This window comes from Pseudomonas sp. Eth.TT006, from assembly GCF_054456575.1.
On the sequence record NZ_JBTJEN010000013.1, the window covers coordinates 71,960 to 88,921 of the forward strand.

At 59.5% G+C, this 16,962-nt stretch carries 9 protein-coding genes; 3 read left to right on the forward strand and 6 right to left on the reverse strand.

Features of this window, described 5'->3' with window-relative positions:
• The first annotated feature begins 55 nt into the window (after positions 1–55).
• Positions 56–7,156, forward strand: a complete 7,101-nt coding sequence (locus ACXR0M_RS20300) for a TcdA/TcdB pore-forming domain-containing protein (RefSeq protein WP_458833553.1) — start codon at positions 56–58, stop codon at positions 7,154–7,156.
• 72 nt (positions 7,157–7,228) lie between these two features.
• Here ACXR0M_RS20300 and ACXR0M_RS20305 read toward each other — a convergent pair whose 3' ends face one another.
• Entirely contained in the window at positions 7,229–7,825 is a 597-nt protein-coding gene (locus ACXR0M_RS20305; RefSeq protein WP_458833554.1) for a MarC family protein, read from the reverse strand.
• A 247-nt stretch (positions 7,826–8,072) separates the two neighbouring features.
• Between ACXR0M_RS20305 and ACXR0M_RS20310 the strand changes: the two genes are divergently transcribed.
• Positions 8,073–8,864, forward strand: coding sequence for a hypothetical protein (locus ACXR0M_RS20310; RefSeq protein ID WP_458833555.1), 792 nt, complete (start codon positions 8,073–8,075; stop codon positions 8,862–8,864).
• A 44-nt stretch (positions 8,865–8,908) separates the two neighbouring features.
• Entirely contained in the window at positions 8,909–9,631 is a 723-nt protein-coding gene (locus ACXR0M_RS20315; RefSeq protein WP_458833556.1) for a hypothetical protein, read from the forward strand.
• On the opposite strand, the gene ACXR0M_RS20320 is transcribed toward ACXR0M_RS20315, so the two are convergent.
• The 5 genes from ACXR0M_RS20320 to dusB all read right to left on the reverse strand — a co-directional run bounded on the left by ACXR0M_RS20320 (position 9,601) and on the right by dusB (position 16,936).
• Positions 9,601–12,375: a hybrid sensor histidine kinase/response regulator gene (locus ACXR0M_RS20320; protein ID WP_458833557.1), complete on the reverse strand. Its 2,775-nt coding sequence runs from the start codon at positions 12,373–12,375 to the stop codon at positions 9,601–9,603. The two genes, ACXR0M_RS20315 and ACXR0M_RS20320, sit on opposite strands and share 31 nt — an antisense overlap.
• Positions 12,376–12,474: 99 nt before the next feature.
• Positions 12,475–13,770 carry a phosphoribosylamine--glycine ligase gene (gene purD / locus ACXR0M_RS20325; protein WP_458833558.1) on the reverse strand — a complete coding sequence of 432 codons (1,296 nt, stop codon included), beginning with the start codon at positions 13,768–13,770 and terminating at the stop codon, positions 12,475–12,477.
• A gap of 148 nt (positions 13,771–13,918) precedes the next feature.
• Positions 13,919–15,526, reverse strand: coding sequence for a bifunctional phosphoribosylaminoimidazolecarboxamide formyltransferase/IMP cyclohydrolase (purH, locus tag ACXR0M_RS20330; protein ID WP_458833559.1), 1,608 nt, complete (start codon positions 15,524–15,526; stop codon positions 13,919–13,921).
• 82 nt (positions 15,527–15,608) lie between these two features.
• A complete protein-coding gene (gene fis, locus ACXR0M_RS20335; protein ID WP_003221275.1) occupies positions 15,609–15,929 on the reverse strand; it encodes a DNA-binding transcriptional regulator Fis in 321 nt (106 codons plus the stop codon).
• Positions 15,926–16,936, reverse strand: coding sequence for a tRNA dihydrouridine synthase DusB (gene dusB, locus ACXR0M_RS20340; protein ID WP_458833560.1), 1,011 nt, complete (start codon positions 16,934–16,936; stop codon positions 15,926–15,928). Before dusB ends, fis begins: the two co-directional genes overlap by 4 nt.
• Between the last annotated feature and the right edge of the window lie 26 nt (positions 16,937–16,962).

Genomic DNA, 16,962 nt, shown 5'->3' on the forward strand with positions numbered 1-16,962 from the left:
GTCACGCTGACCATGGACTCTAAACAGTTAATTGCAGTCAAGAGGAATGTCTTTGATGCAGGATGCACAGAACCGCAAATATCAAGGTTTTCGCGAGTTTATCGAGTTGTTCAAACTGGATGATCTGGAGAAGGCACTCAGTGATCATAAGGGCAGTCGAGAGTATGACGCGGTATTGCGTTATTACTTTGCCTGTATTGGCAAGATGGAGTTGCCCAGGTTGCTGGAGCCCTTGGCACTGTTGAAACAAACGCTGAGTTCGATGCAAACCACTGGCCGAGTTCGGCGGGACGTCGACTCCCCGCTGCCCGATTCTTCCCGACCGCACGCACCCGGTCTCTCGCAGATTTCCAAAAGCATTGCCGATTTTGAAACTCGGGCGCAATTCACGGTCGAGCAAATGCGCACGCCCCCCAGTGAAGTGCCGAAAAACATGCATTTCGTCTGGCTGGGTGGTGGGCTCGGCGACATTCAGCGGGATTACCTCAACCTCTGGAAACGGGTCATGGCCGCAAAGGGCTACACCCTCAACCTCTGGTATGACAGTGATGCCATGCTGGTTCATCAGACCAACAAACTGATTGTCGAAGCCGCGAAGGTTGATGCCCTGGAGCAGATCAACCAGCAGACGATCAGCGAGAACGCGTTGGCAACGTTGTATGAAGAGCGGGCCATTGTGCTCAAGCAGCAGATGTACGCGCATATCAACGCGGGCATCGCTGCCGGGCAGTCGGCGGATGACGCCAGGATCGATCTCCTGGCCCGCGCCTATGGCCAGGATGCCGAAGCACTGCGGGAGTTGTCGGCGCGCAATCTGCGCAGCATTACCGACATCGGCGACGACGATTTGGCGTTGCGTGATCTGAACGATCTCGAGTCGCCGCTAGCCTTGCAGGACGTCTATGAACGGGAAACCCGTTTGCGCGGCAATCTGGCGGCAGCATCCGATGTCGTGCGCGTGGAAGTGCTCGCCAGGGAAGGCGGCAGTTATGCCGATGTGGACAATCTGCCGCCGTTGGCGAGTCGATTGGGCACCACCGACATCAGCGCATGGCAGATCGACGCGCGCCTGGGAGCGTTGCAACTGCTGCTGGATCACAATCCGGACTGGATGCCGGGCCGTCAGGCTATCCGTGATCGGTATACCTCCTATGCGCAGCGCATCCCCGAGGCTCATCGCGACGCGCTCAAGGTTTTCGCGAACAGCCGGCCAGCGCTGCATGACGTGTTCTCGGTGCCGACTGGCTTGCTGGCCAGACCCTACGAGCTGCGGGCTGCGGCGGACGCCAATACCACCAACAATGCCTTTCTGCTCGCTCATCCGGGTGCCGGAATGATTCAGGCAGTGATCGACCGCATGCGTTTGAGCTACGAAATCATTGATCGCACGGCCAACCTGGCGGCCCAGCGAGGGATCGCCCTGAGTGATGCCGAGCGTCTGCAGCCGCTCGCCCATGAAATCGTCGAAGCCGCTTTGGGGCCATTGCGGGAGTTGACGATGGAGGAAGAAATTTTCGCCAGTTTTCTTGCCGGTGCCGCTGCCAGCTATTTTTCCGACGGTATCCGTCCTCAAAGTGAGCAAACCATTTATCTGACAGGTCCCGCCGCCGTGCGTGATGGCATGCGCAACTACGGCAAGCAACATTTCACCCCGGCCGGTGCTGATGTCTTACACAACGAACTGAAAATTTCGTCGGCGGCGGTGATCAATCGCGCGACGGAAGAAGAGCAGGATCACTCCTGGAAAAATAACGAAGCCTTTTCGGCGCAATGGGTGGTCGATGAGCAGGCCCGCTGGCGTGAGGGGCAGTACACGACGCGCTATAGCGGCGATATTGCTCAACTGCTCAAACAGTCGACGGTCGAGTTTCAATCCGGCTGGCCGGTGATCGAAGGGCGTGAGGTGTTGCTGAGCGAGCCGTTGCAGCGTCTGCTCGATCACTGGGGAGAACCCTTCGCACATGCCATGCGTAGCGGGTTGGACGGTGTGATCCGCTTCGACACGCCAATGCCACTGAGCTTCGAAGAGCGGCAAACCATCAGAATGCAGCCAGGCAGAATATTGCCTCCGGTTTTTTCGGACGATCCCGAGATCATCAATGCCGGGCTCGACGATATTCTGCTCAGGATCGCCAAAGGCACTTTGCACGTGGTACAGATCAATCCGCTGCAGCGCCTGGCGCTGGGCGCATTGCTGGGCGCGGAGTCGCTGGACAATCAGCGTTTCATGCAGCTGCACGATGATTTGGACAACCTCGCCAACAGCGTTGGCGAACTGGGGCTGTCCAATCGTTACGCAGCCATCGAACGCCATTTCTACAAGCGACGTCCGCCGGGTTTTACCGAAGGGCTGGCCAGTGTCATTGATGAAGCCCCACAACTTTCCGGCACGGCGTTGGCCCTGAAAAAACGCACAATGATCGAGGCGCACACGCCCTATCAATGGGGGCGTCAAGTGGCCCGGGTTCAGCGGCTTGCGACCCTCGAACATCGTGAACAGGTACAGAGTCGTGTCGAGCAGGTGCTCAGGGATGTCGATGCCAGCAGCGTCAAACTGGTGCCCCAGGATCTGCTGTTGCAAGGGGCAGGCGAGACTATTGCGGGGCGTTGTTATCCCTTGGCATTGGTGATGAGCGCAGCTCTGGCACTGGGCGAGCAAGCTTCACAACGGTTGCGTGATCGTTTCTACCTTGCAGTGGTGGAACCTGAGCATGACGACTCGGTGGCATTTCTGGATGCCCTGGAGGAAATGCGTGATGTGCCGCTGAGCGAGGTCGGGACACCGCAGGGACGTGTCGGGCTGAGCGACATTCAAGCCAGATTGCAGGCGTCCGATGGCAACGTTGGCTTGATGCTCAACTCTGACAATCACGTGATGCTTGTGACGAAAACCGTTGCCGATGGCCGCAGCCGTCTACATTTTTTCGACCCCAACTTCGGACTGTTCGAGTTCGATGATCCGCTGGCGTTTCAACGAGAGCTGCACAAGTTCTTCGTCGCCCGAGGCATGGCTGACTATTACGCGGCTTTCGGCGAGCCCGGGCACCCGATGTTCGACCTGATCCAATTGCACAGCGATCAGGTGTCATCGCTGCAGTTGTCCAGAGGCTTCAAAGTCGCGCAGTTGTTGCAGGCCGATACGTTGCCAGGACGTCCGTCCGGGCTGTCTGTGCGACGACGTCTGGCCAGTGCCCGGGGCCGGACGCTCAGCGGCAATGCGCATTTAGGCCGTTGCCTGCTTGAGCTCGACAGCCGCTGGTGGGGGCAGCAGATTGCCGACGCGACGGTCGGTTTGCAGGAACTGCACGCGACGCCAAAGCCGTTGGTGCCGTTGTTCGAAACCCTGGAAACCACGCCGGAGGGCGATTACCGGGTAAGCCTGATTGACCCGGCAGACCCCGGGCATGTGACGCAGGTGACCAGCAAGGATGCTCGTCTGTCGCGAATCAAGCGCTGGTTGTCGGAGCAGTTTTCGACACTGGCGAGCAAGCCTCGGATGCACAGTGGACAGCCTGATCTGACCGAGGCGGGCAGCGTTCATACGCTCAACGCCGGATTTGCCATCCAGACGCTGATGTTGTCCTTGCGTGACAGAGAGGGTGATGACCGGACGCTAAGCCTGGCGGTACGCCTTCACGGCTATGTCAATTATGCGCAACTCGCCCACGGCCTGGTCGTGGATGGGGTGGGGTTGATGAAGCTGTATGAAGCCGCCATCAACGAGGAAAAGGTCATCGCCCGCACGTGCGCGCCAGTGGTCGGCGAAGCACTGAGTCATGTCGCCAATGAAGGGGTGGGGTCGCTGCTGGGGCTGGCCAATGTCGGTTTCGACATCTATCAACTGGCGACCGCGAAGAACCAGGTGGACGTCGCTCGGTTCGGCACGCAGCTGGCGTTCGACTACGCCAGTTTCGTGACCGGTCTGGGCGGCCTGGCCGCTGCTGCCACGGGTGCCGCCACCGCTGCTGCATTTCTCGGCGGGGCGGGGGTGATGCTCGGCGGTCTGGCAATCGGCGTGGCGGCGCTCGCCCAGGGTTTTGCGGTGATCGCCGAAGAAGCAAAAAGCGTCGGGCTGTTTTTCGATCACCTGGAAAAAGCCTATGGCGGTGCCGGTTACACGTTCGATGATTCATTGCAGGCCTGGGTGGTGGAGCCTTCGTCGCTGATCATCGATTGTCTTGATCTGAAGGCCGGGAAACTGCTGCTTGGCAGTCCGAAACTGTACCGGCTGCGCGATCATTTCGGTGTGCCGGATGTCGACACCGATGACGCGCGCGCGCTCAATATTCGTGAGCAGCTGGGTATATCCAGCCAGATCATTCGCGCTTTCCCCGCCGGGCAGCGAATTGTTTTGCCGTGCACGCCGCACACCTATTACGACTACGAATACAAGGCCTTGCCGTTCGCTTCATGGCGGCATGACACCGGATTCGATACGGCCCGACGTCTGGAAAAGAAGGATAGTGCCGGCCAGTGGCAATTTCTGTTCTCGTTTTATTCCTTCCCCAGCCATTACGTGGTGCATCGTCTGTTTCCCGGCTATCGACACACGACAATCGAGGTGCGCCTGGATACGACTGACCGGCAATTGATCGTACCGATGCTGCCCGCTGCATGGCGGGGGCTGATTGGCTACAAGTTGTCGGGGGCGGCCAGTGTGTGCACCGTGATGCTCAACAGCGGCATTTCACTTGAGTTGCACGCCCCCAGCCTGACGCGCAATCGTTGGGTGCTGGTGGCCGACTGGGTCAGTCAGGATGCGGTGCGCATGGACGGCGACGCCTTGATGATTGCAGATATCAAGGTGGAGTTCAGCGGGCGCGGGTTACACGACATTGTGCTTGCCCTGGCCGATCGACGTGTTTACAGCGTCAGTCGTGCCAGCGCAAAGCTGAGTGTGCTGGAAGACACTGCGCCTGTCGGCCTGGATGAGCAGGCGCTGCTCGGGCATTACAAGTCGATGGTGCGTGAGCATCGTCTGGTATTGCCCTACACCCCGGTCAACCGTTACCTGATCCCGTTCGAACCGCCGCAGGAACCGCGTTATACCAAGGCCTGGTATGACGCACACGAGGATCGGTTTCTGTTCGTGCGCAACGAAGACATCGTCGATGCCGATCAGGCATTGTTGGCCGTGGTGGTCGCCGGCTCGGCTTACTTCTACGAGCCAGAGGATTACTTGATCTGGCAAGTCGATGCGCGAAGCGGCCTTCTGCAGCACAAGTATCGTTTGCTGCTGATGCCGGGTGAAGGTTCGATCCAGAGTATCGAAGCCGATGCCCAAGGCATGATTCATGTCGTGCAGACGTGTGTTGACGTGCTGGAGAACAAGCGCCGGATCAGCTATGTGATTCATGACCGGCAAGTGTTGCTCAGTGCCGTGATATTGGAAGCGGCCCCCCAGTTACGGACGCAGGCGTTCGCCGATCAAACGCTGACAGACTGGAGGTCGGTGCTGGGTGATTACCTGCCCCATTCGGGCTTGCCGGCGAAGGACGGCGACACCACCGTTGAATGGTGGCCGGCGCCGTTCGTTGCAGTGTCCTGGAAAATCAGTCCATCGCGACGGGACATGGTCTGGATCCGCAGCCATGACCGCTTGCTGATCAACCCGTTGCCGACGGCTGGCAGGCCGCGGGGTTGGGATGATTCGATCAGGAATCTGGATCAACTGATGCTGTTGGCCCCTGCGCAGGAGCAAGAGGTATTTGTCATTTACGACCAGACCGCGCGCAGCCTGTGTCGGCTTGAGCGCACCCTCAGTGACGGTGTCGCGAACTGGATGCATACGTGGATTGAACCCGAGCGCCTCAAACAGGTGGTGATGACGCAAAGTGGATATGTCGCCATCACCGAGGACGGGCGGTTCTTCAACCTGAGCGCCGATGGACAGCTGCGATTTGGCGGGTTGTCCGAGAGTTGGTTACTGAATCGTCCTCGCTGGTGGCTGGGGCTCGAGGCGATCGCCAAACGTTATCCGGTGGAGCGTTTCGCCATCGTCGGCCTGCTTGATCACACAGGCGAAGGCCGTCTATGCGCCTGGTACATCGAGCAACGGTTGCTGCTGAGTGAGGCGCCGAACGGTGAAGACATGTGCTTGCTCGGCTTGACGCCGGAGCGCGATCAGGCCTGGCTGTTCGAGCCGTCCAGCGGTGAAATCCGTTCTCAGGCTTATGTCGAGCCACAGCATCTGGAACAGGCTTTTGCCAGCGGGCTGCAGTTATTGAGCAGGCATTTACTGCCGGCCTCGGAACGGGAGTGGGAAGACTGGACGTTCGCCGATGTGATACGGCAGGACGCAGGGCTGAAGGGCGTGACCGTGGAGGGCGTGGAATTGAGTCTGCCTTTCGGCGAGAACGAGAAAGTCACCGGCGTGAATCACGCCTGGGTCGCTGCCCAGGGCGAGCATCTGATATCCGGCCTGCGCGCCTTGCTGGACAGTGTCGAGCATGACGGGTTTGTTTCTCTGGAAGCAGAACCGGGCGTGCGGCAGTGGTACGACGCGGAAAACGCTCGTCTGATCCGGGTTAGCGATACATCCCTGCGCGGCGATCTCGAGCTGCTGGGTACACGACATCGTCAGCAGGTGTTGCTGCATGAGCGCCAAGCCGGATGTGTACTCGCCTACCCAGGCGGCACGCGCTTCGGGCCGTTCGCCTATGTACAGCGGGATGCCGGGGTCATGGTCATTGAGGGTGAGAAACGGGTCCCGGATCTGGCTGCGCTGGTGCCTGATGGTGTCAATACCTTGATCTTGCGGGCAGGGCAGGGAGCGGTGACCTACCATCTGTCGAACGCGCTCTGGCTTGAGCGCGATTCCGTCATTGTCGACTGTCGACCGGTTCACGGTGAGGCGGCGATGATCCCGGGCAAGCTGGTCTGGCCGTTGAGTAATCCGCAACGTTTAGAGCTGCAGATTGTGGGGGAGCATTTGGTGCTGATTGATCCCGACAGCGAACACTGCCTCATCCTGAGGGAGGTGTGCAGCGCAGATCCGGCCCTGCGCGGGGACGTGTTCCTTGCATTGGGCCAGCATCCCTCGCTGCCGGTTTCGCAGCTTGTGCAATGGTTGCAAGGCAGCCAGGGGGCAACGGGTAGCGCCACGCTGCAGATGTTGCTCTCGCGAGACGCGCACAATAGTTTCCAGATGCTGTGATCAGGTAATCAGTCGCAAAGTTACCGTCAGGAGCCGCGACGCTGTGCGTTCGTGGCTCTTTTCGTTCGGTATTCAAGGCACCAGGTAACCTTTTACCCCTGTGAAGATGATCTGCGCCGCCAGGGCGCAGACAAACAGCCCCATCAGACGGCTGACGATCTGCAGACCCTGATCGCCAAGAATCCGCTCGATCCGGTTCGACAGATACAGCACCACGCCCACCGTGAAACTGGCAAGGGCGATGCTCATGATGGCGGTGAGTTTGTCGTCCCAGTGGGGCTGGCTGACGCCCATCACCAGCAGGGCGCCGATGGTACCTGGGCCGACTGTGATAGGGATGGTCAGCGGTACGATGGTCACGTCCTGTTGCACATTATCCGCCTGCACGGCCGGCTTGCCCTGAGCCATGCCCAGCGCCGAGATGAACAGCACACTGCCGGCACCGATCCGAAACGCGTCGACGGTAATTCCGAACACATCAAAAATCACCCGCCCGAACAGATACAACAGGACGCTGGAAACCAGGGTGGCCACCGCTACTTTCCAGGCCAGGCGCCGCTGTTCCTTGCGCGAGTAACCCCGGGTCAGGCTGATGAAGCAGGACAACACGAAGAACGGGCTGTAGAGCACCAGCATCTTCAGGTACACGCTGAACAGCACATGGAGCATGGACTAGGCTCGCAGCAGGGAAATGAACTGCGCGGAGTCTAGCAGTTGCTTAGTTGTTTGTGGATGCGTTTTCCGGCGGTTTTATCAAGGCTCGCTGTAGAGGCTTGTCTGTGAAGAGTGATATTGGCTTTTTATCAGTGTTTTTTTTATTTATGTTACATGTTTGAGTTTGTGTGATTTTTAAGTTGTGTTTATTGTTGGTCTCGAAGCTCAAGGGGAGCTTTTTAAATATTAAAGGAAGTTGTATATGCGTAATGAAATTATTGAAAGTCGTGACGTTGAACTTTGCATTAGTGAACTTCGCCAGTGTGATATCGGTTCCTTGGTCAATGCTCGCGCCAGTGCTCTGATGATGCTGCCCGATGACATCGACGCGCCCTCCCGAGGTTCTATCGTGGGCGAAGGCATTCTGGGTTTCTCCGGTGATCTCACCGATGAAAACCGGACGGATGCGCAGAACGCCTTTCTTTTTGCCAGTCTTGCCGCTTCCAGGAAATACCCTGAAGAACATCAAGGCAAGGAGTGGTATACCGAGTTTCGTCAGGTGATGGCCCTGGCAGGCTGGATGTCTACCAGCCAGTATTACAGCGACCTGACCGTGGGCGGAACAAGCGCCCGTATGGACAAGCTGGTGCTGGACATTCTGGGCTCGGTGGTCGCCGGGATCGCAGTGCCAGGCTCGTCGACCGCGTTGATGCTGAAAGTGGCCGGTGACGCCATCTCGGCCCTGCAAAAACGTGATACCGCCACATTGACGGTCTATGAACAGAACCTGCTGAAACACGGTGCCGGCGGTATGACGGCAGGCGCCTGTGTGCAAGTTGGAAAGGATACTGTCATGGCGGTCGGCGCTGTGCGATTCAATCGCCACAATACGTCGACCAAAGTACTGTTTGTCGATGTCGATGTGCGCAATGTTCAGCTCTATCGGGGTGAAACGGTATTTACCAAAAATGATACGAGGGCGGCGGGGACGCGCGCTTATATTGCCGAACGTTTGATTCCAAAAGCCGAGCAGATCCTGGATATCGAAATTTGATTATTCGTTTATTCATTTTCGGTTAACGTCTTTGGGAGATTGCAATGAGTGCTGAGTATCGTGTGTTGGTTGTTGGCGTTGCCGTCATCATGATTCCTGCCGATGAGGGGCCGGAACGATACAAGGATCTGATTGACTCGATACTTCTATCGCAACTTGTTGCCGATCGAAAAATCCAGGAAACGCCATTAACCGATTGGTACAGCGCTTATGTCCGGTTTATGGATCAGTATTGGTTAAGGCAGGTAAAAAGCCGGCAAGACAGGTCGGTCCCTCAAGGTGCTGTCGAAGTCATGAGCGCGTGGGCTGTCGACTCACTGCTCGCTCATGGATCGGACGAGAACGGTTCTATGGCCGCAATCGTGAAGCGATTGGTGATGCTGTCCGGCGATCAGCCCGCGCTGAAAATATTGCGTAGGCACATGCAGAGAACGATCCCGGACATCGTGGTTGAAAAGCCGGTTGCCGAAGGCCACACGCGTTTGTTGATGGTGGTGGCACGTACACCGACATCATTCACGAGTGGTTATATCGAGTTCAAGACTGCACAGATCCTCAGCCCGAATCCGTTTTCCCAGTGCTATGAGGGGGGGCAGGTAGACGGTGACGTTACCCTGCGTCATGCCGAAGCGAAATTGTCGGAAACCCGTTATGGCCCTGTGCGCGCTGCTATTGACGCGAAGATTCAGGATCGGCGCGAAAGCCATATTGCGCTTGTAGCATTTGATGACGCTGCTCAGGATATCGAAGCGCTACGGTTGTACTGATCACGCTGGGCAACCCAGTGCTCGATCAGTTCGCGCAACTGCGACAGCTCCACCGGTTTGGCCATGTGCCCGTCCATCCCGGCTTGCCGCGCGCGTTCCTTGTGCTCTGCAAGGATGTGCGCGGTAAGCGCGACGATGGGCGTGCGCGTGCGTTGATTGCTGACTTCCCAGGCGCGCAACTGTTGCGTCGCGGAGAAGCCATCGAGGATCGGCATTTCGCAGTCCATCAACACCAGGTCGTAACGCTGCGCCTTCATCGCCTGCAAGGCTTCTTCGCCATTGCTGGCGGTGTCCGGCTGCAGGTTCAGTTTGCCGAGCATGCCGCGAATCACTTTGGTCGAGATCGTGTTGTCTTCGGCGACAAGGATGCGGAAATCGCTCGGCACCTTGGCGGCCGTGGCCGGCGTGAGCACCTGCGGTTGGAACACCACCTGGCCCTTGTTGCGCTGATTCAGTTCGTCGGCAAGCGTGGTTTTGAGCGTATAGCCGGCCACCGGTTTGGCCAGAATCCGTTTGATCCCCGAATTGCGCGCGATGATTTTGCTCGGCGCGTTGCTGATGCCGGTGAGCATGATCAGCAGGATGTCGTGGTTCAGACTCGGGTCTTCCTTGATCTTGGCTGCCAGTTGCATGCCGGTCATGCCGGGCATGTTCTGGTCCAGCAGCACCACATCGAAGTAGTCACGCAAATGCGCCTTGGTACGCAGCAGTGCCAGCGCCTCCTTGCCCGATGGCACGGCGCTGACATTCAGGCCCCAGGCGCTGCATTGCTGCACCAGCACCTTGCGGCAGGTGTCGTTGTCGTCCACCACCAGTACCCGCGCACCCTGCAACGGGCCGTCGAGGTCGGAAGTCGGGTGTTCGAGACGGTCGGGGTCCAGCGGCAGGGTCAGCCACAAGGTGCTGCCCTGGCTGGCGCCACTCTTGATCCCGAACTCGCCATGCATCAGGCGGATCAGTTGCCGGGCGATGACCAGTCCGAGGTTACCGCCCAAGCGATTGGCCGAGAGGAAATGCTTGCTGTGCAGTTCGGCGTGCAGCAGCGCATCGCGCTCCTCCGCTTCCATCGGCTGGCCGCTGTCCTGCACGGCGATGCGCAGGCGCGGTTTGTCGCTGCGTTCGTCGAGGGCAACGACGATCAGCACTTCGCCTTCGTCGGTTTTCTTCAGGGCGTTTTCCAGCAGGCTCAGCAGGGTCTGGCGCAGACGCGTCGGGTCACCGCTGATGACCCGCGGCACTTGCGGCTGAATGAAGCTGATCAGCTCGACGTTCTGCTGCTCGGCCTTGGCCCGGTAGATGCTCAGGCAATCGTCGATCAGAGCGTTGAGGTCGAACTGCACGTCGTCCAGTTCGATCTGCCCGGATTCGAGCTTGGAGATGTCGAGGATCTCGTTGATCAGCGTCAGCAGTTCGTTGCCGGCACTGTGGATGGTCTGCACGTAGTCACGCTGCTTGACCGACAACGGCGTGCCCAGCAGCAGCTCGGTCATGCCCAGCACGCCGTTCATCGGGGTGCGGATCTCGTGGCTGATCTTGGCGAGAAATTCGGCCTTGGCATTGATCTCGGCATTGCTGGCAGCGAGGTCGCGGCTGATGCTGAAACGGCTTTCGGTGATGCTGCGCTGGCGCTCGCCGAGGGCAATGCTCATCAGCAGACCGCTGACGCAGATGAAGCCCATCAGGGTCATGATCAGGCCTTGCGGTGCCACCAGGGTCAGCCCGAGCAAGGCCGGCAGGATGATCAGCGTACCGATGTTGAACACCACCATCCCGGCTACGAACAGGCGTGCCGGGCGATAACCTTTCTGCCAGTGGTAGGAACCGACCAGCAGCATGCTCAGACCGGCAAGAGCCACCAGCGCGTAAGTGATGATGTTCAGCGGCAGCGTATTGACGAACAACAGCAGCAGGCTGCAGATCACGATGAACAGAATGTCGCCGAGCAACAGTTTGTTCAGCGGGTGTGGGCCGAGCGGGGCGAAGAAGCGCAGGGCGAACATCAGCCCGGCGGGGGCGGTCAGCAACAGCGCCAGATAGGCGCCCGGGGTCTGGATTGCGTGCCAGTTCGGCAGCCACGGGCCGGCGAGGTTGAGCAACAGCAACAGACTCAGGCCCAGCAAGGCTTCGCAGATCGCCAGCCACAGACTGCTGCGCGAGCGTGAGTAGGCGTAGCGCACGATGTTGTGCAGCAGCAACATGCCGAGGCAGCCGAACAGCAGGCCGAAGATCAGCGTCTGGTTCTGGTTGGCGGCACTCATCACCGCCGATTGCAGGGTGATGTGCGGGCGCAACTGATGGTCGGACACCATCCGCAGATAAACGTCGAGGGACTTGTCGCTGAGCGGCAGCGGCAGCAGGAAATCGCTGCTGGGCAGTGGCCGTTCGACTTGCGGCTGGTGAGTGCCGGAGTTGCGTTGCTCGATCAGCTTGTCGCCGTCCAGCACATAAAGGTTGAGGCTGGACAGGTCGGGGGCGAAGATCCGCAGCACTTGTTCGTGCTTGCCCGGTGCCAGTTTGAAGCGCAGCCAGAGTGCGCCATCGGGCTCGGCGGCCGTGAGGCGGTCGAGTTCGATCGGGCTGAATTGATTGGTGTAACGCGCCGAGCGGATGTCACTCAGTTGCAGATTGCCCTGATCGTCAAGCAATACCGCCCAGCCACTGCCTTGCGCGGCCTGGGCCGGGAGCATGCAGAGCAAGGTCAACAGCGTGACGGTGAAACTTATGGCAATCCTGAGCCAGCGCACGGCGAAATCCCTTCGTAGGTTGATGCCAGAATATAACGATGCGCGGCGGCGGAACAGCCCGGCGAGGGACTGCATCCCGCGCCGGACTTGAAGGACAGCTTATTCCTGGGTTTCGCCACGTTCACGGGCAATGGCGCGGTAGCCAATGTCCTTGCGGTAGAAGCAGCCTTCCCAGTCGATGGCGGCGGCCAGCTTGTACGCTTGCTGCTGGGCTTCGCTGACGCTGGCGCCCATGGCGGTGGCGCACAGTACGCGACCACCGGCAGTCACCACGTTGCCATCCTTGAGCGCGGTACCGGCGTGGAAGACTTTGCCTTCCAGACCGGCGGCTGCGTCCAGACCGTTGATTGCTGCGCCCTTGGCGTAGTCGCCAGGGTAGCCGCCAGCGGCCAAAACGATGCCGACGCTCGGGCGTGGATCCCACTGCGCTTCAACCTTGTCCAGCGCTTGCGCGAGGGCGGCTTCGACCAGCAACACCAGGCTCGACTGCAGACGCAGCATCACTGGTTGGGTTTCCGGGTCGCCGAAGCGGCAGTTGAACTCGATGACTTTCGGATTGCCGGCCTTGTCGATCATCAGACCGGCATACAGGAAACCGGTGTAGACATTGCCTTCCTCGGCCATGCCACGCACGGTCGGCCAGATCACCAGATCCATTACGCGCTGGTGCACCTCGGCGGTGACCACTGGGGCAGGGGAGTAAGCCCCCATGCCGCCGGTGTTCGGGCCGCTGTCGCCGTCGCCGACGCGTTTGTGGTCCTGACTGGTGGCCATCGGCAGGACGTTTTTGCCGTCGACCATGACGATGAACGAGGCTTCTTCGCCATCGAGGAATTCTTCGATGACGACGCGTGAACCGGCGTCGCCGAACGCGTTGCCGGCGAGCATGTCGCGCACGGCGTCTTCCGCTTCGGCCAGGGTCATGGCGACGATCACGCCTTTACCGGCGGCCAGGCCATCGGCCTTGATCACGATTGGCGCGCCTTTTTCACGCAGATACGCCAGGGCCGGCTCGATCTCGGTGAAGTTCTGGTAGTCGGCGGTCGGGATCTTGTGGCGTGCCAGGAAGTCCTTGGTGAAGGCTTTCGAACCTTCCAGCTGCGCAGCGCCAGCGGTCGGACCGAAGCAGTCCAGGCCGCGGGAGCGGAACAGATCGACCACACCCGCCACCAGCGGCACTTCCGGACCAACGATGGTCAGGGACACGTTGTTCTCGGCGAAGTCGGCCAGTTGCTCAAGGGCCAGTACGTCGATGGCGACGTTTTCGCACTTGGCTTCAATCGCGGTGCCGGCGTTGCCCGGCGCGACGAAAACCTTCTGCACACGCGGATCCTGAGCCACTTTCCAGGCCAGAGCGTGTTCACGGCCACCGCTGCCAATGATCAAAACATTCATTTCAAAAACCTCAAAAATCTGTCAGTCGCTGCTGGAGCGCTTTATGTGGGAGCGGGCTTGCTCGCGAAAGCGGTGTGTCAGGCAAACAGCTGTGACTGACAGATTGCATTCGCGAGCAAGCCCGCTCCCACATTTGGATCGAGTTGAATCAGTGACGGAAATGACGCATGCCGGTGAATACCATGGCGATGCCAGCTTCGTCGGCAGCAGCAATCACCTCAGCATCACGCATCGAACCGCCCGGCTGGATCACTGCGGTGATGCCGACCTTGGCCGCATTGTCCAGACCGTCGCGGAACGGGAAGAACGCGTCCGATGCCATCACCGAACCGGCCACTTGCAGACCAGCGTGCTCAGCCTTGATCGCGGCGATACGCGCCGAGTTGACGCGGCTCATCTGGCCGGCGCCGACGCCGATGGTCTGACGGTTCTTGGCGTAGACGATGGCGTTGGATTTGACGTACTTGGCGACTTTCCAGGCGAAGATCAGGTCGTGGATTTCCTGTTCGGTCGGGGCGCGCTTGGTCACCACTTTCAGGTCGTCGGCGCTGATCATGCCGATGTCGCGGCTCTGCACCAGCAGGCCACCGTTGACGCGCTTGTAGTCCCAAGCGGCAGCGCGCTCGGCCGACCACTCGCCGCACGCCAGCAGACGCACGTTGGCTTTGGCCGCGACGATGGCGCGGGCTTCTGCGCTGACGCTCGGGGCGATGATCACTTCCACGAACTGACGCTCAACGATCGCCTTGGCGGTCTCGGCATCCAGTTCACGGTTGAAGGCGATAATGCCGCCGAACGCCGACTCGGTGTCGGTGGCGTAGGCCAGTTCGTAGGCCTGACGGATGCCGCCTTCGGCGTCCGGGCTGACCGCCACGCCGCACGGGTTGGCGTGCTTGACGATCACGCAGGCTGGCTTGACGAAGCTCTTCACGCATTCCAGCGCGGCGTCGGTGTCGGCCACGTTGTTGTACGAAAGCTCCTTGCCTTGCAGTTGGGTCGCGGTGGCGATGCCGACTTCGGCAGGCTTGGCTTCCACGTAGAACGCCGCGCTCTGGTGCGGGTTCTCGCCGTAGCGCATTTCCTGAGCCTTGATGAACTGGCTGTTAAAGGTGCGCGGGAATTCGCTGCGACCTTCGGTACTGAGGGTGTCAGCAGCCTGATTCACGGTGCCCATGTAGTTGGCGATCATGCCGTCGTAGGCGGCGGTGTGTTCGAAAGCCTTGAGCATCAGGTCGAAACGCTGAGCGTAGGTCAGGCCGCCGGCCTTGAGGTTTTGCAGAACATTGGCGTAATCGCTGGCATTCACCACGATCGCCACGTCTTTATGGTTTTTCGCTGCCGAACGGACCATGGTCGGGCCGCCGATGTCGATGTTTTCGATCGCGGTCGGCAGGTCGCAACCCGGCTTGTTGATGGTGGCTTCGAACGGGTAGAGGTTGACCGCAACCAGGTCGATCGGCTTGATGCCGTGCTCGTTCATGATCGCGTCGTCGATACCGCGACGACCGAGGATCCCGCCGTGGATTTTCGGGTGCAGGGTTTTCACCCGACCGTCCATCATCTCTGCGAAACCGGTGTAATCCGCGACTTCCACTGCGGCTACGCCATTGTCCTGCAGCAGCTTGAACGTCCCGCCGGTGGAGAGGATCTCGACGCCCAGAGCTTCGAGCTCCCTGGCGAATTCGAGGATCCCGGTCTTGTCGGAAACGCTGATCAAGGCGCGGCGGATCGGCAGGCGGGTAGTCTGGTCGGTCATCTCAATTTCCATCAAAAGCAAAGGAAGTCAGCAAAAAAGGCGACCGGTTTTACGCGGGCGCCTTTCTGGTTTGATTGAATGCTTACAGCAGATCGTACTGCTTGAGTTTCTTGCGCAGCGTGCCCCGGTTGAGTCCGAGCAGCTCGCTGGCCTTGGTCTGGTTGCCCTTGACGTAGTTCATCACGCTTTCGAGCAGGGGAGCCTCGACTTCGGAGAGCACCAGGTTGTACACATCCGTGACGGACGCGCCCTCAAGGTGGGCGAAATAATTGTGCAGCGCCTTCTCGACACTCCCGCGAAGGGTCTGACCTTCTTCGCTCGGGGTGTTGAGGTGCTGTTTCAAATTCACGTTGTCGCTCACGGGTGCGGTTCCACTCACTAAAGTCTCGGTCATCATCGTCATGCGGCCACCCCTTCTTCGTCCCCTGTCAGGCTCTTGTAACGCTCGGCGAAAAACTCCCGAACGTTGGCGCATTGTGTTTCCGTACCATCCAAACGATTGAAATGGGCGCGAAATTCCCTGGCGCCCGGCAAGGTTGCGAGATACCAGCCCACATGCTTGCGGGCAATGCGCACGCCCATCACATCCCCATAGAAGGCGTGAAGTGCGGCCAGATGCTCCAGCAGGATGCGTTCCACTTCGGTCAGCTCCAGCGCCGGCAATTTCTCGCCGGTACGCAGGAAGTGTTCGATCTCACGAAAAATCCATGGCCGCCCCTGGGCAGCCCGGCCTATCAGCAGGCCATCGGCACCGGTCGCGTCGAGCACGTAACGGGCCTTTTCCGGCGAATCGATATCGCCATTGGCAAACACCGGCATCGATACGGCCTGCTTGATCGCGGCAATCGTGTCGTACTCGGCTTCACCGGTGTACAGATCGGCGCGGGTGCGGCCATGCACGGCCAGCGCGGCGATCCCGGCCTGTTCGGCGATCTTCGCCACGGTCAGGCCATTCTTGTTGTCGCGATCCCAGCCAGTGCGGATCTTCAGGGTCACCGGCACATCCACTGCAGCGACGACGGCCTGCAGGATCTCGGTAACCAGTGCTTCATCTTTCAATAACGCGGAGCCGGCGGCCTTGTTGCAGACCTTCTTCGCCGGGCAACCCATGTTGATATCAATAATCTGTGCGCCCAGTTCGACGTTGGCCCGGGCCGCATCCGCCAGCATCTGCGCATCGCCACCGGCAATCTGCACCGAGCGTGGCTCGGGATCGCCTTCGTGGATCATGCGCATGCGCGACTTGCGGGTGTTCCACAGGCTCATGTCACTGGTGACCATTTCCGAGACTACAAGCCCTGCGCCCAAACGCTTGCACAGCTGACGAAAGGGCTGATCGGTGACGCCCGCCATCGGGGCGAGAATCAAACCGTTCTGTAATGTATATGGGCCGATGCGTACCGCCGACATAGGACTTCCCTGAAGTGGGGCCGGAT